Origin of the sequence: Halomonas sp. DP5N14-9 (genome assembly GCF_019802175.1) — a bacterium.
GTDB classification, from domain to species: Bacteria; Pseudomonadota; Gammaproteobacteria; order Pseudomonadales; family Halomonadaceae; genus Halomonas; species Halomonas litopenaei.
Window position 1 is genome coordinate 100,466 of sequence record NZ_JAHVHR010000035.1, and the last position, 12,844, is coordinate 113,309.

A 12,844-nucleotide genomic window follows, 5' to 3' on the forward strand; every position below is an offset into this window, starting at 1 on the left:
GGACTCGCCAGAGTCCCTTGACCGAGTCACCAAACGAGACGAGAGATGAGCACAGAACCCAAGCGTCCCCTCTATATTCCCTACGCTGGACCCTCTCTGCTGGAGATGCCGCTGCTCAACAAGGGCAGCGCCTTCACCCAGAAGGAGCGCCTGCAGTTCAACCTGATCGGCCTCTTGCCGCAGAACGTCGAGACCATCGACGAACAGGTCGAGCGTGCCTACCACCAGTACCAGCAGTGCCAGAATGACCTGGACCGCCATATCTACCTGCGGGCGATCCAGGACGACAACGAGACGCTGTTCTTCCGCCTCGTCTCCGAGCATCTCGAGGAGATGCTGCCGATCATCTACACCCCCACGGTCGGCAAGGCCTGTGAGGAGTTCTCCAATATCTATCGCAACCACCGGGGGCTGTTCATCTCCTACCCCGACCGCGAGTACATGGACGACATCCTGCGCAGCGCCACCAAGGACAACGTCAAGGTGATCGTGGTCACCGACGGCGAGCGCATCCTCGGCCTCGGTGACCAGGGCATCGGCGGCATGGGCATCCCCATCGGCAAGTTGTCGCTGTACACCGCCTGTGGCGGCATCAGCCCGGCCAATACTCTGCCGATAATGCTCGACGTCGGTACCAACAATCAGCAGTTGCTGGACGACCCGCGCTACATGGGCTGGCGCCACCCGCGTATCAGCCAGGAAGAATACGACGAGTTCATCGATGCCTTCATGCAGGCGGTGAAGCGGCGCTGGCCCAAGGTACTGCTGCAGTTCGAGGACTTTGCCCAGGCCAACGCCATGCCGCTGCTGGAGCGCTATCGCGACGAGCTATGCTGCTTCAATGATGACGTCCAGGGCACCGCTGCGGTCTGCGTCGGCACCCTGATGGCGGCCTGCCAGGCACGTGGCGAGGGCATGGCCCGTCAGCGGGTGGTGTTCGTCGGCGCCGGCTCCGCCGGCTGCGGCATCGCCGAGATGGTGGTGGTGGCGATGATGGCCGAAGGCCTGACCGAGTCCCAGGCCCGCGAGCGGGTCTACATGGTCGATCGCGAGGGCCTGGTGACGGACGACCAGACCTGGCTGCGTGACTTCCAGCGCCGCCTTGCCCACCCGGCCGGTATGGTCGAGGGCTGGGAAGGTCAGGACCTGCTCGAGGTGGTCAAGCAGGTTCAGCCGACGGTGCTGCTCGGCGTCTGTGGCCAGAAGGGTATCTTCACCGAGGCGGTGGTCAAGGCGATGCACGCCAACTGCAAGATGCCGCTGATCATGCCGCTGTCCAACCCCACTTCTCGGGCCGAAGCGATCCCCTCCGACGTGCTCGAGTGGACCAACGGCGACGCCCTGGTGGCCACCGGCAGTCCCTTCGCCCCGGTCGAGATCAATGGTCGTCGCATTCCCATCGCCCAGTGCAACAACGCCTACATCTTCCCGGGGATCGGCCTCGGGGTGGTGGCAAGCGGTGCACGCCGCGTCACCGATGCGATGCTGATGGCGGCCTCACGGGCTCTGGCCCGGGAGGCACCGATCGTCAAGGAGGGCGAGGGTGCCATGCTGCCGGCGCTGTCGCGCATCCGCGATATCTCCAAGTCGATCGCCTTCGACGTGGCGGCCCAGGCCCAGCACGAGGGCGTGGCGCTCAAGAGCGACGGTACCAAGCTGCGCCGCGACATCGAAAAGAGCTGCTGGATGCCCAACTATCGCGACTATCGTCGCCGCGCCTTCTAGGCATCTGCGCGCTCAAGCGATCACTGAACCCCGCCACAAGGCGGGGTTTTTATTTGCTGGCGTGAGGCGCAGTCGGGTAGCAACACAGGCGGGTAGCAATAGATGCGGTCGCTCAAGCGCTGCGCTGAAGGGTCTGTAGATGGAGTAGAAAACAAGATTCGCACAAAAAAAGACCTCGCCGGTGGGCGAGGTCTCGGTGTGACGGCCAGTGCGATGCGCCGGCCGTCTGTGTGGCGGGCCTGGGCCCGCCGGGTGATCAGGCGGCGCCGATCATCTTGCGCAGCACATAGTGCAGTATGCCGCCGTGGCGGTAGTACTCGAGCTCGTTGGCGGTGTCGATGCGACACAGGGCGTCGAGGGTCTTCTCACCCTTGTCGCCCTTGATGGTCACCTTGACCTTGCCGCCGGGTTCGAGGCTGTCGAGGCCCTCGATGGAGACCGTCTCGTCGCCGGTCATGCCGAGTGACTTGCGATCCTCTCCTTCGGGGAACTGCAGCGGTACCACGCCCATGCCGATCAGGTTGGAGCGGTGGATGCGCTCGTAGGACTCCGCCAGCACGGCGCGCACGCCGAGCAGCAGGGTGCCCTTGGCCGCCCAGTCGCGGGAGGAGCCGGTGCCGTACTCCTTGCCGGCCACCACCACCAGGGGGGTGCCTTCCTCCTGGTACTTCATGGCGGCGTCGTAGATCGCCATCTGTTCGCCGCTGGGCACGTGGCGAGTCTCGCCACCGACCACGCCATCGAGCATCTCGTTCTGGATGCGCACGTTGGCGAAGGTGCCGCGCATCATCACCTCGTGGTTGCCGCGCCGCGAGCCGTAGGAGTTGAAGTCCACCGGCTTGACGCCGTTCTCCTGCAGGTAGCGGCCCGCCGGGCTGTCGGGCTTGATCGCGCCGGCCGGCGAGATGTGGTCGGTGGTCACGCTGTCGCCGAGCATGGCCAGTACATGGGCGTCCTTGACGTCCTCGACCTTGGACGGCTCCTTGCCCATGCCCTCGAAGAAGGGCGGGTGCTGGATGTAGGTCGAGTTGTCGTCCCACTCGTAGACCTCGCTTTCCGGCACCTTGATGGCCTTCCACACCTCGTCGCCGTCGAACACCGCGGCGTATTCTTTGCGGAACATCTCGGTGTTGACCTTCTCCACCGCCTCGGCGACCTCGGCCTGGGTGGGCCAGATGTCCTTGAGGTAGACCGGCTCGCCGTCGCTACCTTCACCGATGGGGTCATTGTCCAGGTCGCAGCGCACATTGCCGGCCAGGGCGAAGGCCACCACCAGGGGCGGTGAGGCCAACCAGTTGGTCTTCACCAGCGGGTGCACCCGGCCTTCGAAGTTGCGGTTGCCGGACAGTACCGAGGCCACCGTCAGGTCGCCGGTCTTGACGGCATCCTCGATCGGCTCGGGCAGCGGGCCCGAGTTGCCGATGCAGGTGGTGCAGCCATAGCCCACCAGATTGAAGCCCAGGGCGTTGAGGTCGTCCTGCAGGCCGGCGGCGGCCAGGTATTCGGTGACCACCTTGGAGCCGGGAGCCAGCGAGGTCTTGACCCAGGGCTTGGTGGCCAGGCCCTTCTCCTTGGCCTTGCGGGCCAAGAGGCCTGCGGCCATCATCACGCTGGGGTTCGAGGTGTTGGTGCACGAGGTGATGGCAGCGATGACCACCGCGCCGGGGTCCAGGCTGAAGTCCTCGCCCTTGTAGTTGACGTCCTGGCTGTCGGCGTGACGATAGCTGCGCTCGACGCCGACCGCGGTCTGGCCGCCCTCGGAGCCCATCTTGTCGTCGCGGCTGTCCTTGGCCGACTTGCCCTCGTCCTCCATCAGTTTTTCGAAGGTGGTGGCGAGCTGGCTCAGGGCGACACGGTCCTGGGGCCGCTTGGGACCGGCGAGGCTGGCCTCGACGTCACCCATGTCGAGTCCCAGGGTGTCGCTGAAGATCGGCTCGTGGCCGGGTTCGCGCCACAGGCCCTGCTCCTTGGAGTAGGCCTCGACCAGGGCGATCTGGTCGTCGTCGCGGCCGGACAGCCGCATGTAGTTCAAGGTCTCGTCGTCCACCGGGAAGAAGCCGCAGGTGGCGCCGTACTCCGGGGCCATGTTGGCGATGGTGGCGCGGTCGGCCAGGGGCAGGTCCTTGAGGCCGTCGCCGTAGAACTCGACGAACTTCCCGACCACGCCTTTCTTGCGCAGCATCTCGGTGACGGTGAGTACCAGGTCGGTGGCGGTGATGCCTTCTCTGAGCTTGCCGGTCAGCTTGAAGCCGATGACCTCGGGGATCAGCATCGACACCGGCTGGCCGAGCATGGCGGCCTCGGCCTCGATGCCGCCGACACCCCAGCCGAGTACGCCGAGGCCGTTGATCATGGTGGTGTGGGAGTCGGTGCCGACCAGGGTATCCGGGTAGGCCAGGGTCTTGCCGTCCTCTTCCCGGGTCCACACCGTCTTGCCCAGGTACTCCAGGTTGACCTGGTGGCAGATGCCGGTGCCCGGCGGCACCACGCGGAAGTTGTCGAAGGCCTGCTGGCCCCAGCGCAGGAACTCGTAGCGCTCGCGGTTGCGCTCCATCTCCAGCGCCACGTTGTCCTTGAAGGCGGACGGGTCGCCGTACTTGTCGACCATCACCGAGTGGTCGATGACCAGATCGACCGGTGACAGCGGGTTGATCTTCGACGGTTGCTCACCGAGTTTCTCCACCGCGGCACGCATCGAGGCCAGGTCGACCACCCCCGGCACGCCGGTGAAGTCCTGCATCAGCACGCGGGCGGGACGGTAGCCGATCTCGCGGTCCGAGCGGCCTTCCTTCTGCCAGTCCACCAGCGCCTGAAGGTCTTCTCTGGACACGCTCTCATCGTCGGCAAAGCGTAGCTGGTTTTCCAGCAGTACCTTGAGCGTCATCGGCAGACGCTGAATATCGCCAAGGTCCTCGGCAGCCTGGGCCAGGCTGTAGAAGTCGTACTGAGTTCCGCCTACATCTAGCGTGCGACGGGTATCCGGTAGGGAATCGCTACTCATGCTGTCCTCCTGAGGCATTGAATCGAACGGTCCAGGTTCGCTGGGATCGGCGCGGGGCCAATATCGATCCCTTGGTGGTACTAGTAGTGGTACTTGGTCATCATAGTTGTGTTCTTCAACCGTTGACGTGTAAACGGATGCCGGATCACGCCTTGAAAGGCTGTCGGGTCACCCCCATGGTGAAGGTTCACGTCGATCGCGACCAGAGGGGAGGTGCATCGTGCACGAACAGACGCTGCCGAGCTGGCCGCTTGATTGCCCCTACTGCGATGCCCATATCGAGCTGGTGGTGGACACCTCCCAGGGCAGCCACGAGACCTGGGAAGACTGCCCCCAGTGCTGTGCGCCGATCCACTACCGTATCGAGGTGGATGCGGTGACCGAGGATATCGTCTCGGTGGCCGCCGGCGATGATGACGAGGTCATGTGACAGGGCTCATGTGATGGAAGTGTCATGCGCCGCTGTGGGCCGCGTAACGATCTCATTCGAGCCTGGCGGATGTCGATGACGGCGTCATTGCGACGTCATCGCCGTCGGGTGACAATAGCCGGCGACTATCGGGTCGATGGCCCAGGTCGATTGGCCCGGTGTGGTTCGCTGGCCTAGGGTGACATCCGGTATTTGCCCCTGATTCTTGAACCCTCACGTTTCACTACTCCAAGGAGACTTTCATGAGCGTACTGGTAGGACGTCAAGCTCCCGATTTCGAAGCCGCCGCCGTCACCGGCAACGGCGAAATCGTCGAGAACTTCAAGCTGTCCGACAGCAACGGCAAGCTGCGCGTGCTGTTCTTCTGGCCGCTGGACTTCACCTTCGTGTGCCCGTCCGAGATCATCGCCCATGACAACCGTCTGGCGCAGTTCAAGGATCTGGGTGTCGAGGTGATCGGTGTCTCCATCGATTCCCAGTTCACCCACTACGCCTGGCGCAAGACCAGCCCGGACGCCGGTGGTATCGGTGAGGTCGGCTTCCCGATCGTGGCCGACGTCAAGCACGAGATTACCCAGGCGTACGGCATCGAGCATCCGGAAGCCGGTGTCGCCCTGCGCGCCTCCTTCCTGATCGACGAGGATGGCGTGGTGCAGCATCAGGTGGTCAACAACCTGCCGCTGGGCCGCAACGTCGATGAGATGGTGCGTATGGTCAAGGCCCTGCAGCACCACCAGAAGCACGGCGAAGTCTGCCCGGCTGGCTGGGACGAAGGCCAGGAAGGCATGAAGGATACCGCTGAAGGTGTCGCCAAGTACCTGGGTACTCACTCCAGCGAGCTGTAAGACGCTGCCAGCGCTCACCGCCAGGTGAGCCGACTCGGGACAGCCCGAGCAGTGTCACGACGGGGCGGCCTGGCCGCCCCGTTGCGTATATCCTCGGCATGCGGGTGTGCTGGCCAGTCGCGACAGACCCTTGCGCGCCAGACCGCACCCTGTTGACCCGAGTTTCGGGTGGATTGGCTCATGACGACGCTGCGTCGCCGTCATCATCGAATCCATTTTCCTTTAGCGTCGCGGCCCCCCAGGGGAGCCCCCGGCTTAGTCAAGTTAGTCTTGTGAGGTAGCCATGAGCGAAGTGCGCCACGAACGTCTGATCATCCTGGGCTCGGGGCCTGCCGGCTACAGTGCGGCGGTCTACGCTGCGCGGGCCAATCTCAAGCCGCTGTTGATCACCGGCATGCAGACAGGCGGTCAGTTGACCACCACCACCGACGTGGACAACTGGCCAGGCGACGACGCCGGTGTCCAGGGGCCGGAGCTGATGGAGCGCATGCGCCGTCACGCCGAGCGATTCGATACCGAGGTGCTGTTCGACCATATCCACGAGGTGGAACTGCGCGAACGTCCCTTCACCTTGAAGGGCGACAACGGCACCTACACCTGCGACGCCCTGATCATTGCTACCGGGGCCAGTGCGCGCTACCTGGGGCTGCCCTCGGAGCAGCAGTTCATGGGCCAGGGCGTGTCGGCCTGCGCCACCTGCGACGGCTTCTTCTATCGCAACCAGGAAGTGATCGTGGTGGGCGGCGGCAACACCGCCGTGGAAGAGGCGCTTTACCTGTCCAATATCGCCTCCAAGGTCACCCTGGTGCACCGCCGCGACAGCCTCAGGGCGGAGAAGATTCTGCAGGACAAGCTGTTCGAGAAGGCCGAGAACGGCAACGTCGAACTGATCTGGAACCACACTCTGGACGAGGTGCTGGGGGACAACACCGGGGTCACCGGTGCGCGGCTCAAGGCGGTCGAGGACGGTTCGACCCGCGAGATCACCGCACCCGGCGTGTTCATCGCCATCGGTCATAGCCCCAACACCGGCATCTTCGAGGGCCAGCTCGAGATGGCAGGCGGCTATATCAAGGTCAAGTCAGGCCTCGAGGGCAACGCCACCGCCACCAGCGTGCCCGGTGTGTTCGCCGCCGGCGACGTCATGGATCACGTCTATCGTCAGGCGATCACCTCAGCCGGCAGCGGCTGCATGGCGGCGCTGGACGTGGAGCGTTATCTGGACAGCCTCGACTGACGCTATCGTCAGGCGCGATATCTGGACAGCCTCGACTGAGGCTATCGTCAGGCTCACTACAACTGCACCGCTGGCAGCATCGATATCGATCTGATACAAAAAACACCGCCAGGCAAATGCCTGGCGGTGTTCTTGTTGATGGCATCCGCCGGGGGGGGCAGCGGCGGAGCAGTACTGTCCTGTCCGCCGGGCCGGGCCTCAATAGTGTGGCGGCAACTCGTCCTCGGGGCCGGGGGCATCGCCCAGTCCGCGGTCGTTGCTGGCCGCCAGCTCGCGTAGTCTTTCCTGCATCAGGCGATTGATGCGTTCCAGCTCCATCATTCGGCGCTCCTGGCCGGCGATGGTGGCGTCCAGGCTGTCCAGCCAGTGTTCCTGGTAGGCCAGACGGCTCTCCAGTTCTTCGACACGCTTTGCTAGATCGGCGGACGACTTGTCAATACCCGTGATAGACTCATGTTGCGGTGTGTCACTGTTCATCGTGTCAACTGCCTGCCTTGGGCTTTTTTCGAGAAGTCGTGGCGGAAGGATCTCGTCTGTGTATCGTGCATGGCCGCGGATCCCATGGTCATTCCACCTGTTTTCACCATAAGAAGAGAGTTTTTCACGTCCATGAAAAAAAGGGTATTCGTTCGTTGTTGTGTGATCAGTCTGCTGTTGGCCGCGCCTGCACCGCTGCTGATTGCTCTTGCCGTCAGCCTGGTGACCGGGTTGTCCGTCGAGGAGTTGCACGGCGCCATCGCCGAGGAGGCACTGCTGCATGGCTACCTTGCCGCTGCCGGAGCGGTCTTTGGCGTGTTGCTGGTAGCCACCCTGGCCCTCAATGCCCTGACGCCAAGGTTGGTCAACCTGGCCGAGGTCGAGGATGACGATCGCGAGATCGGCGAGGTCAAGTGGTTCAATGTCAACAAGGGCTACGGCTTCATCACCCGTGACGGGGGCGAGGACGTCTTTGTTCACTTCCGTGCCATCCGCGGCCGGGGCCATCGCACCCTGGCCGAAGGCCAGAGAGTACGCTACTACGTGATCGAGAACGAGCGCGGCCTGCAGGCCGACGACGTCACCGTCATCACCTGAGCGCGATGCTCTCGCCATTGCCACGACGCCCCGCCTAGTGCGGGGCGTCGTCGTTTGTGGCGCCGCGGGTCTGTCTCTGCGCCCGGCTCAGTATCCGTTTCTGCGCCCGGCTCTGCGCCCGTTGCAGGACCCTTTTCAGGGCCCAGCTGGGAGCGCCTCGTCAGTGTCCCGAGTCGGGCCAGTCGATGGCCGATTCGCTGCCGTCGGGTAACACCTGCAGGAAGCGGTCGGGGTCGTCGCCGGGCTGCCAGCCGCCCAGCGAGCAGCGCACCTCGCAGTCCAGCGCCAGGGCGGCGGCCCTGGCGAAGTCGGCGTCGGTGGGCCAGGGGGACTGGCCGCTGTCGAGCCACAGGCTGGCGAAGCCATCGGCGGCCTTGCCGACCAGCAGCACGGGAATGTCGGCACCATCGAGGTGACCTTCGGTGCGCCACTTGAGCTTGCCGCAGGGGGTCAGCGGCGGGGCATTCAGGGTGGCGCCGAGCCACTCGCCGATGCGCTCGGCGCTGGCCTCGCCAAGATAGATCTCGATATCCGGGTAGCGCTCGGTCATCACTTCAGCTCCTTGCGTCGGCGAACAGCCGCGTCAGGATGGCTTCGTAGACCCGGCTCAGGTCATCCAGGTCTGCGGCGCGCACGCGCTCATCGACCTTGTGGATGGTGGCGTTGAGCGGGCCAAGTTCCACCACCTGGGCGCCTAGCGTGGCGATGAAGCGACCGTCGGAAGTACCGCCGGAGGTGGACAGCACCGGGGTGGTGCCGGTGACGTCGCGGACGCCGGCCACGGCGGCGTCGACCAGCGCCCCTTCGCGGGTCAGGAAGGGCTGGCCGTTGAGCGTCCAGTCGATCTCGAAGTCCAGGTCGAAGCCACGCAGGATGGCCTCGGTGCGCTCGCGCAACTCGGCATCAGTGGTCTCGGTGGAGAAACGGAAGTTGAAGGTGGCCTCGACCTCGCCTGGGATCACATTGGTGGCACCGGTGCCGGCGCGCAGGTTCGAGATCTGGAAGCTGGTGGCAGGAAAGCAGTCGTTGCCGGCATCCCAGTGTTCGTTGGCGAGGGCGTCCAGCGCCGGCGCGATCTGGTGAATCGGGTTACGCGCCAGGTGAGGATAGGCCACGTGGCCCTGGATGCCGCGGACCTTGAGCACGCCGCCCAGCGAGCCGCGCCGGCCGTTCTTGATCACGTCGCCCAGGCGCTCGGTGGAAGAGGGCTCGCCGACGATGCAGTAGTCGAGGCGTTCGTTGCGCTCGCGCAGGTGCTCGACCACCGCACGAGTGCCATCCACCGCCGGGCCTTCCTCGTCGGCGGTGATCAGAAAGGCGATGCGTCCGGGGTGATCGGGGTGGGCGCTGACAAAGCGCTCCACCGCCGTGACCATGGCGGCCAGACTGCCTTTCATGTCGGCGGCGCCGCGACCGCGCAGCATGCCGTCGTCATCGATGATCGGGGCAAAGGGCGGGGTCTGCCACTGGTGCTCGGGTCCGGTGGGTACCACGTCGGTGTGGCCGGCGAAGGCCAGCACCGGGCCGTGGTGACCGTGCACCGCCCAGAAGTTTTCCACTTCGCCGAAGGGCAGCGACTCGATGTTGAAGCCCAGGCGCTCGAGGCGTTCGATCATCAGCGCCTGGCAGCCCATGTCGTCCGGGGTTACCGAAGGACGCCGCAACAGCTCGAGGGCAAGCTCCAGGGTGGGCGAGAGTGTCTCGGTGGTCGCGGGGGCGTCGGTCGGTGCAGGCAAGTCGGTAGTCGGCATAGCGGTCTCGAAGAAAGGCGGCGGCCAGGGCCGCCGCGCTCGGGATCAATTGTGGGCGTGCAGCGCTTCGTTGAGGGCGATGGCGCTCTTGTTGGTCAGGCACTCGATACGGCCGTTGGTCGAGTTGCGACGCAGCAGCAGATCGTCCTGGCCGGCCAGTTCGCGGGCCGCCAGGGTGCGTACTTCCTGGCCCTGGTCATCGAGCAGGGTGACCTTGGCGCCGGCGGTGATGTAGAGCCCGGCCTCGACGGTGCAGCGGTCGCCCAGCGGGATACCGATACCGGCGTTGGCGCCGATCAGGCAGCCTTCACCCACCGAGATGATGATGTTGCCGCCACCTGACAGGGTACCCATGGTGGAACAGCCACCGCCCAGGTCGGAGCCCTTGCCGACCACCACGCCGGCCGAGATACGGCCCTCGATCATGCCCGGGCCTTCGGTGCCGGCGTTGAAGTTGACGAAGCCCTCGTGCATCACCGTGGTGCCCTCGCCCAGGTAGGCGCCCAGACGCACCCGTGCGGTGTCGGCGATGCGCACGCCATTGGGCACCACGTAGTCGGTCATCTTGGGGAACTTGTCGACACAGTCCACCGACAGGGTGCGACCTTCCAGGCGGGCCTTGAGGCGGCGTGCCGGCAGCTCGATGATGTCGATGGCGCCTTCGCTGCTCCAGGCAATATTGCGCAGCAGACCGAACATGCCGGTGAGGTCGAGCTGGTGCGGCTTGACCAGGCGATGGGACAGCAGGTGCAGCTTGAGGTAGACCTCCGGGGCGCTCTGGGGCGGCAGGTCCTCACTGATGAAGGTCGCCACCAGCGGACGCTGGCTGGCGCTGAGGCTGGCGGCCAGTTCGGCCTGCTCCGGGTGGCCGGCGTCGCGCAGGGCGTCGGCCAGGGCCTGGCAGTGTTCCGGCAGGAAGCTGACGGCGGCGGTGCCCTGGGGCGCGTCGAGTACCCGGGCGGCGGCCTCTACCAGGCTGGCGTCGGGGGCGAGCAGCGGCGCCGGGTAGTAGACCTCGAGCCAGTCGCCCTGGGTGTTCTGGGTGCCGATGCCGAGTGCAAAGCTGTGCATGCCGTATGTCCTTTTCGTAGGTGCTGGAATTCGCAAAGAGGGGCGAAAAATTAGAGGTCGTCGTAGTCGCCGTCGCGATAGCCGACCAGGATGTCGTCGCCGGTGTCGAGCAGCGGGCGCTTGATCAGGGTCGGGTTGGCGAGCATCAATTCGCGGGCCTTGTTGGCGTCGACGTCGTTCTTGTCGTCGTCAGGTAGCTGGCGCCAGGTAGTGCTGCGCTTGTTGAGCAGGGTCAGCACCGGCACCGACTCGAGGAAGTGCTCGAGCAGCGCCGCCGATACGCCATCGGCGCGCAGGTCATGGACCTGGTAGGGGTGGCCGCTGCCGTCCAGCGCCTTCTGGGCCTTGCGGCAGGTATCGCAGTTCTTGATCACGTAGAGCGTCAGCATGGGGCCCGTCCTCAATGTTCGTTGGTCGTGGCGTCGGTCGGGATCAGCCGCGTGCGAGCAGGTCGCGGATGCGCTCGGCCGCTTCCCGAGTGGGGGCCAGTTCGTCCACCAGTGCCAGTCTCAGCCGACCGGCGCCCGGGTTGGTGCCGTCGCTGCCGGTTCTGCCCATGTAGCTGCCCGGCAGGACGCTGACGTGGGCCTCGGCGTAGAGTCGCAGGGTGAAGGCGGCGTCGTCACCGTCGGGGACCGCTGGCCACAGATAAAAGCTAGCCTCGGGGGCGGGAAAGTCCATCACCGGTGCGAGGATCTCGGTGACCGCGGCGAACTTGGCGCGGTAGGCGTCACGGTTGTCGCGCACGTGGGCTTCGTCGGACCAGGCGGCGATCGAGGCCTGCTGGATCGGCAGCGCCATGGCGCAGCCGTGGTAGGTGCGGTAGCGACGAAAGCGGCTGATCAGCTCGGCATCGCCTGCGACGAAGCCCGAGCGTAGCCCCGGCAGGTTCGAACGCTTGGACAGCGAGTGGAACACCAGGCAGCGGTGATAGTCGTGGCGCCCCATGGCGGCGGCGGCCTGCAACAGTCCCGGTGGTGGCGCCTGCTCATCCAGGTACAGCTCCGAGTAGCACTCGTCGGAGGCGATGATGAAGTCGTACTCGTCGGCCAGGGCGATCAACTGCTGGAACTCTTCGATCGGGGTCACCGCGCCGGTGGGGTTGCCCGGCGAACACAAGAACACCAGCTGCACCTGGCGCCAGGTGTCGGCGTCGACGGCCGAGAAATCCGGGCGGAAGTCGTTGTCGGCACGGCAGTCGAGGTACAGCGGGGTGCCGCCGGCCAGCAGGGCGGCGCCTTCATAGATCTGGTAGAAGGGGTTGGGCACCGCCACCCGCGCCGGGCGTGAGCGATCGAGACAGGCCTGGACGAAGGCGAAGATGGCCTCGCGGGTACCGTTGACCGGCAGCACCTGGTGCTCGGCGTCGAGCCCGTCCAGGCCGAAGCGGCTACTGGCCCAGTCGGCGATGGCCTGACGCAGCTCGGGCAGTCCGGCGATGGCCGGATAGCGGGCGAAGTCATGCTGATGTCGGACCAGGGCGTCGAGTGCCGCCTGGTAGGGCGCATGCTGTGGCTCGCCGATGGTCAGCGGACGATGGGCGAGGTCGGCTGGTGGCGTCAGGTCCGCCTTCAGCGCCGCCAGGCGCTCGAAGGGGTAGGGTTGCAAGGCGTCGAGATCAGGGTTCATGGGGTCCAGGCGCGCCCTTGGGGCGTCGTTGTCATCACGGGAGTGGGTGCCGTCGGCGCGGGGCGCGACCGGGCATCGATT

General features: G+C 65.4%; 12 protein-coding genes. 5 read left to right on the top strand and 7 right to left on the bottom strand.

The window, feature by feature from the left end:
• Positions 1 to 45: 45 nt before the first annotated feature.
• Positions 46 to 1,725 carry an NAD-dependent malic enzyme gene (locus KUW00_RS20215; protein ID WP_108132277.1) on the top strand — a complete coding sequence of 560 codons (1,680 nt, stop codon included), beginning with the start codon at positions 46 to 48 and terminating at the stop codon, positions 1,723 to 1,725.
• A 256-nt stretch (positions 1,726 to 1,981) separates the two neighbouring features.
• Here the strand turns inward: KUW00_RS20215 and acnA are convergent, their stop codons facing one another.
• A complete protein-coding gene (acnA, locus tag KUW00_RS20220) occupies positions 1,982 to 4,726 on the bottom strand; it encodes an aconitate hydratase AcnA (RefSeq protein ID WP_222569999.1) in 2,745 nt (914 codons plus the stop codon).
• A 220-nt stretch (positions 4,727 to 4,946) separates the two neighbouring features.
• Here acnA and KUW00_RS20225 point away from each other — a divergent pair, with 220 nt between their 5' ends.
• The 3 genes from KUW00_RS20225 (at position 4,947) to trxB (ending at position 7,238) form a co-directional block, all read left to right on the top strand.
• Positions 4,947 to 5,156, top strand: a complete 210-nt coding sequence (locus KUW00_RS20225) for a CPXCG motif-containing cysteine-rich protein (protein WP_108132278.1) — start codon at positions 4,947 to 4,949, stop codon at positions 5,154 to 5,156.
• Positions 5,157 to 5,398: 242 nt separating this feature from the next.
• Complete coding sequence (locus KUW00_RS20230) at positions 5,399 to 6,001, top strand: peroxiredoxin (RefSeq protein WP_045991196.1); 603 nt, start codon at positions 5,399 to 5,401, stop codon at positions 5,999 to 6,001.
• A gap of 283 nt (positions 6,002 to 6,284) precedes the next feature.
• On the top strand, positions 6,285 to 7,238 hold the full coding sequence (gene trxB / locus KUW00_RS20235) for a thioredoxin-disulfide reductase (protein WP_045991195.1): 954 nt from the start codon (positions 6,285 to 6,287) through the stop codon (positions 7,236 to 7,238).
• A gap of 198 nt (positions 7,239 to 7,436) precedes the next feature.
• On the opposite strand, the gene KUW00_RS20240 is transcribed toward trxB, so the two are convergent.
• Entirely contained in the window at positions 7,437 to 7,715 is a 279-nt protein-coding gene (locus tag KUW00_RS20240; RefSeq protein WP_181248591.1) for a SlyX family protein, read from the bottom strand.
• Between the two features lie 132 nt (positions 7,716 to 7,847).
• On the opposite strand from KUW00_RS20240, the gene KUW00_RS22595 reads away from it, so the two are divergent.
• Positions 7,848 to 8,312 carry a cold-shock protein gene (locus KUW00_RS22595; RefSeq protein WP_045991194.1) on the top strand — a complete coding sequence of 155 codons (465 nt, stop codon included), beginning with the start codon at positions 7,848 to 7,850 and terminating at the stop codon, positions 8,310 to 8,312.
• Between the two features lie 160 nt (positions 8,313 to 8,472).
• Here KUW00_RS22595 and KUW00_RS20250 read toward each other — a convergent pair whose 3' ends face one another.
• From KUW00_RS20250 to dapC, 5 genes are read right to left on the bottom strand one after another with little or no spacing between them, the layout of a single operon-like run.
• Complete coding sequence (locus KUW00_RS20250; RefSeq protein ID WP_045991193.1) at positions 8,473 to 8,862, bottom strand: hypothetical protein; 390 nt, start codon at positions 8,860 to 8,862, stop codon at positions 8,473 to 8,475.
• Between the two features lie 4 nt (positions 8,863 to 8,866).
• Positions 8,867 to 10,063, bottom strand: coding sequence for a succinyl-diaminopimelate desuccinylase (gene dapE / locus KUW00_RS20255; RefSeq protein ID WP_045991192.1), 1,197 nt, complete (start codon positions 10,061 to 10,063; stop codon positions 8,867 to 8,869).
• Between the two features lie 45 nt (positions 10,064 to 10,108).
• The gene (gene dapD / locus KUW00_RS20260; protein WP_108132279.1) at positions 10,109 to 11,134 is read right to left on the bottom strand and encodes a 2,3,4,5-tetrahydropyridine-2,6-dicarboxylate N-succinyltransferase; all 1,026 of its coding nucleotides are present in this window, start codon (positions 11,132 to 11,134) and stop codon (positions 10,109 to 10,111) included.
• 50 nt (positions 11,135 to 11,184) lie between these two features.
• A complete protein-coding gene (locus KUW00_RS20265) occupies positions 11,185 to 11,523 on the bottom strand; it encodes an arsenate reductase (protein ID WP_108132280.1) in 339 nt (112 codons plus the stop codon).
• Between the two features lie 43 nt (positions 11,524 to 11,566).
• Positions 11,567 to 12,763 (bottom strand): succinyldiaminopimelate transaminase, encoded by a 1,197-nt coding sequence (gene dapC / locus KUW00_RS20270; RefSeq protein WP_222570000.1) that lies wholly within the window; start codon positions 12,761 to 12,763, stop codon positions 11,567 to 11,569.
• Positions 12,764 to 12,844: the final 81 nt, after the last annotated feature.

What these genes read in the sequence shown, in the direction of transcription:
- KUW00_RS20215 (WP_108132277.1), top strand. Translation starts at nt 46, where the DNA reads ATGAGCACAGAACCCAAGCGTCCCCTCTATATTCCCTACGCTGGACCC.
- acnA (WP_222569999.1), bottom strand. Translation starts at nt 4,726, where the DNA reads ATGAGTAGCGATTCCCTACCGGATACCCGTCGCACGCTAGATGTAGGC.
- KUW00_RS20230 (WP_045991196.1), top strand. Translation starts at nt 5,399, where the DNA reads ATGAGCGTACTGGTAGGACGTCAAGCTCCCGATTTCGAAGCCGCCGCC.
- trxB (WP_045991195.1), top strand. Translation starts at nt 6,285, where the DNA reads ATGAGCGAAGTGCGCCACGAACGTCTGATCATCCTGGGCTCGGGGCCT.
- KUW00_RS20240 (WP_181248591.1), bottom strand. Translation starts at nt 7,715, where the DNA reads ATGAACAGTGACACACCGCAACATGAGTCTATCACGGGTATTGACAAG.
- KUW00_RS22595 (WP_045991194.1), top strand. Translation starts at nt 7,848, where the DNA reads ATGAAAAAAAGGGTATTCGTTCGTTGTTGTGTGATCAGTCTGCTGTTG.
- KUW00_RS20250 (WP_045991193.1), bottom strand. Translation starts at nt 8,862, where the DNA reads ATGACCGAGCGCTACCCGGATATCGAGATCTATCTTGGCGAGGCCAGC.
- dapE (WP_045991192.1), bottom strand. Translation starts at nt 10,063, where the DNA reads ATGCCGACTACCGACTTGCCTGCACCGACCGACGCCCCCGCGACCACC.
- dapD (WP_108132279.1), bottom strand. Translation starts at nt 11,134, where the DNA reads ATGCACAGCTTTGCACTCGGCATCGGCACCCAGAACACCCAGGGCGAC.
- KUW00_RS20265 (WP_108132280.1), bottom strand. Translation starts at nt 11,523, where the DNA reads ATGCTGACGCTCTACGTGATCAAGAACTGCGATACCTGCCGCAAGGCC.
- dapC (WP_222570000.1), bottom strand. Translation starts at nt 12,763, where the DNA reads ATGAACCCTGATCTCGACGCCTTGCAACCCTACCCCTTCGAGCGCCTG.